This window comes from Carnobacterium sp. 1290_CSPC (genome assembly GCF_001053265.1).
Classification (GTDB): domain Bacteria; phylum Bacillota; class Bacilli; order Lactobacillales; family Aerococcaceae; genus Aerococcus; species Aerococcus urinaeequi.
The window spans coordinates 1-4,115 of sequence record NZ_JVVG01000044.1 but is presented as its reverse complement, the minus strand read 5'-3'; the positions used below and the strand labels follow the sequence as shown (position 1 = coordinate 4,115).

The window sequence follows — 4,115 nt, the reverse complement described above, 5'->3', positions numbered from 1 at the left end:
ACATATAATAGTTATTTGTAATTATTATGCCAGACCCATATACTCATAACAAGTTCAAAACCTGAATAATTCATAGTTTTACTAATAGTCTTTCCTAACATTGATTTATTAGTCTTTAAAGTAATCTGCTTCATCACCCATTAGGTAATGAAAAAGAACCCCTTTATCAGCGAGAATTTTATACCGTATTCAGGCAAAACCAAAGGATTCGGCAGTACATTTAATAACCAGATTTTTAAAAATTTTTAAATGGCCCAAGGAGCAGTGCGTCCAAAATTTGAGTTTGAAAAGTGAAAAAACTCAAAATAATTATAAGGGCCAGAAAAATTAATCAATTAGGATAGAAGATGATAAACGATAAAGAAAATATAACAATATAGATAAAACAGCCTTTGATATTAGAGGTATGAATTATTCAGGTGATAACAACAAAGGAGGATTCACTATGACTCAAACATCCATTATTGGTTTCCCCAGGTTGGGCGAAAACCGTGAATTAAAATTTGCGACGGAGAAGTATTTCCGAAACGAAATCAATGAAGAAGAATTATTCCGAATTGGAAAAGAAATCCGGCGCAAGCATTTTACACTATTAAAAAAAGCAGGAATTGATTCTATTCCAAGTAATGACTTTTCCTTTTACGATCAGACCTTGGATACTGCATTTCTATTCAATATTCTTCCAAAAGAAGTCGAAAAAAGTGACTTATCTTCCCTAGATAAGTATTTTACTTTAGCACATGGTTACCAAGGAGAAAAAGGCGATATTAAAGCTCTCCCGATGAAAAAATGGTTCAATACGAATTATCATTATCTCGTACCAAAATTTGAAAAAGACACCGCTATTCAAATTAGTACGAGCAAAATTTTTGATGAGTTCTTAGAAGCCAAGGATTTGGGAATTGATAGCCGCCCTGTTTTAGTTGGGCCTTTTACTTTGCTTCAACTAAGCGAGTTTGAAGATGGATTAGCTGCTCGTGACTTTGTCGCTGACTTGGTGAAAGGATACCAAGAAGTGTTTCACAAATTGAATGAAATCGGTGCAGAATGGATTCAATTAGATGAACCTGCTTTGGTAAAAGATGTTGATGAAGCGGAAAAGAAATTATTTGTAGATCTTTATGATTCCTTGCTTACAGATAAAGCTGGCTTGAAAATCCTCATTCAAACTTACTTTGGTGATGTACGTGACGTGTATCATGAATTGACTGCCTTAGCAGTAGAAGGAATCGGCTTGGACTTTGTGGAAGGTACTAAAAATATCGAGTTGGTTCAAACTGCCTTTCCAGAAGACAAATTTCTGTATGCAGGAGTCGTTAACGGAAAAAACATTTGGCGAAATGACTATTCGAAAAGCTTGGCCCTATTAGAGAGTTTGAGGGTGAAAAATTATGTCCTGTCTACTTCTTGCTCCTTGCTCCACGTACCATTCACAGTAGAAAAGGAAAGTTTTCCTGAAGAAATCAAGCGGCATTTCTCTTTTGCTAAAGAAAAGTTACAGGAGCTCGTTGAATTAAAAGAAATTCTTGATGGAGAAAGCAGCGCTGCTCTGGCTGAAAATAAAGACTTGTTTGCATCAGAAAGAATTGCGGTAAATACTGCTCTAGGGGAAAAAATCAATCAATTGTCCCAAGATGCCTTTACAAGGAAACCAGATTTTTCAAAAAGAGAAGCTTTGCAAAAGGACATTTTTAATTTTCCGTTACTACCGACTACAACGATTGGTTCTTTCCCACAAACGAAAGATGTCAAAAAGACGCGTGCTCTTTTCAAACGAAAAGAAATCAGTCAAGATTACTATAAAGAATTTATCGCAAACCGAACGAATGATTGGTTAGCTTGGCAGGAAGAAATTGGGTTAGATGTTTTGGTTCACGGTGAATTTGAGCGAAACGACATGGTCGAATATTTCGGGCAAAACTTGGAAGGTTATCTATTTAGTAAAAATGGCTGGGTACAATCTTACGGCACTCGTGGTGTGAAACCGCCTATCATATGGGGAGATGTTTCAAGAGCGGCACCGATTACGGTGGAATGGTCTGCTTATGCGCAGTCACAAACAGATAAATTCGTAAAAGGAATGTTAACGGGTCCGGTGACCATTTTAAATTGGTCATTCCCTCGAGAGGATCTTTCATTGCGTGAATCTACTTTACAAATTGCTCTGGCGATTCAGGAAGAAGTATTGGACTTAGAAGCAAACGGTATTCGCGTGATTCAAATCGATGAAGCTGCTTTGAGGGAAAAGTTGCCATTAAGAAGAAGTGATTGGAATTCAGAATATTTGGATTGGGCAATCCCTGCCTTTCGATTGGTTCACAGCAAAGTGAAACCCCAAACGCAAATCCACACCCATATGTGCTATAGCGAGTTTACCGATATTATCCCTGCGATTGAGAATATGGATGCGGATGTCATTTCCTTTGAAGCGTCTCGTTCTAATTTGGAAATTTTAGATGAATTACAAAAACAAAACTTTAAAATTCAAGTTGGCCCCGGTGTTTATGATATCCACTCACCACGAATTCCTTCAGTGGAAGAAATTACGGAAACCATTCGAGCAATTTTAGCAAAGGTTCCAAAAGAGAAAGTTTGGATTAATCCGGATTGTGGTTTGAAGACTCGTGGGGAACGTGAAACAAAAGCGAGCCTGGAAAACATGACGCAAGCAGTGAAGACGATTCGAAAGGAGCTGTAGGCAATGACCGATTTTCAAAGAGGAAATGGCACTTCCCTATCTTTTGAAGTTTTTCCAGCGAATACCCAAGTTGGTACAAAAAAATTGATTCAGACCTTGAATGAACTACAGGATTTACAGCCGAATTTTATTAGCGTAACTTGCAGTAATAACAAAGCTAATATTGAAGAAACAACCGTCAAAATTGCTGATTATGTAACAAACACATTGAGAATTCCTACCATTGCACACTTACCGGCAGCTTATTTATCCAAGCAACAAGTATCTACCATCCTTGGACAGCTTGAAAAACTAGGAATCCGGCATGTTTTAGCTCTTAGAGGCGATATTGTTGAAGGAATTCCACCTAAAAGAGATTTTTCTTATGCGAGTGATTTGGTTACTTTTATTCAGGAACAAGCACCCTACTTTGACATTTCAGGTGCTTGCTACCCTGAAATTCATCCAGATTCAGACAACCGGATTTCTGATATCAAGCATCTAAGGAAAAAAGTAGAAGTTGGCTGCAGTCAGTTGATTACACAGCTTTTCTTTGACAATGAACAATTTTATCAGTTCAAAGAAGGATGCTCACTGGCAGGGATTGATGCCCCCATTTTGGCTGGGATCATGCCTATCGTAAATCGTAAACAGGCTTTACGTCTAATTAAAGTCAGCTCTTCTCAACTGCCGAAGAAATTTTTAGCAATTTTAGAAAAATATGAACACAATCCTGTTGCATTGCGTGATGCGGGGCTTGCCTACGCCATTGATCAGATTGTCGACTTAGTCACACAAGGCGTGGATGGCATTCATTTATATACCATGAATCAATCCGATACCGCTCGGCAAATTCATCAAGCAACAAAATCATTGTTTCAAACTACGGAACTCTTAGGCGTATAAAGAGCAAATTATATAAAGCAACAGCCTCCAGCGTGATTTGCTATGCTCCCAATATAGTAGACAGAGAAATAATAAAAGTTCTCTACTACTGTAAAGGGGGCATTTTTATGTCTAAAAGAGGGACTAAGCATACGTTAGATGAAAGAGTCGCAGCTGTTCTTAGAGTAATTGAGAAGCATAGATAACACCAATTTCTGATTTCAAATTGGCTACGTCGTCCAAGACTTCGAAGGTCCACTCTTCTTTTAGGGTTGCTTCATATTGATCAGCGTCCATTTCGCTAAGAAGCTTTACGAAGGCATCTACTACAAGGGCATAATGTTGAGCGGAAATGGAGAATATTCGATTGGCCGTAATGCCTTCTTTGTAGCGGTGGTTCATCAAGTCAATCTGCTCCAAGACCTGCCGTGCATACTGGAGGAATTCCTCCCCTTGCACCGTCAGAACCGTCCCCTTAGCCGTCCGCTGAAACAAAGTTACCCCCATCTCAGACTCCAAATTGGCCATGGCTTTCGACAAAGACGGCTGGGCA

Annotated in this window: 3 protein-coding genes; 2 read left to right on the top strand and 1 reads right to left on the bottom strand. The window is 38.7% G+C overall.

Features of this window, described 5'->3' with window-relative positions; genetic code table 11:
- Positions 1 to 445 precede the first annotated feature (445 nt).
- Together metE and metF are read left to right on the top strand one after the other, a co-directional pair.
- Entirely contained in the window at positions 446 to 2,698 is a 2,253-nt protein-coding gene (gene metE, locus AC973_RS03180) for a 5-methyltetrahydropteroyltriglutamate--homocysteine S-methyltransferase (protein WP_048727202.1), read from the top strand.
- Between the two features lie 3 nt (positions 2,699 to 2,701).
- Positions 2,702 to 3,583: a methylenetetrahydrofolate reductase [NAD(P)H] gene (gene metF / locus AC973_RS03175; protein WP_048727200.1), complete on the top strand. Its 882-nt coding sequence runs from the start codon at positions 2,702 to 2,704 to the stop codon at positions 3,581 to 3,583.
- A gap of 159 nt (positions 3,584 to 3,742) precedes the next feature.
- Here metF and AC973_RS03170 read toward each other — a convergent pair.
- The coding region (locus tag AC973_RS03170; protein ID WP_048727196.1) for a LysR family transcriptional regulator at positions 3,743 to 4,115 on the bottom strand (373 nt) is incomplete at its 5' end.

Coding starts and splice junctions, on each gene's coding strand:
- metF (WP_048727200.1), top strand. CDS start 2,702: ATGACCGATTTTCAAAGAGGAAATGGCACTTCCCTATCTTTTGAAGTT.
- metE (WP_048727202.1), top strand. CDS start 446: ATGACTCAAACATCCATTATTGGTTTCCCCAGGTTGGGCGAAAACCGT.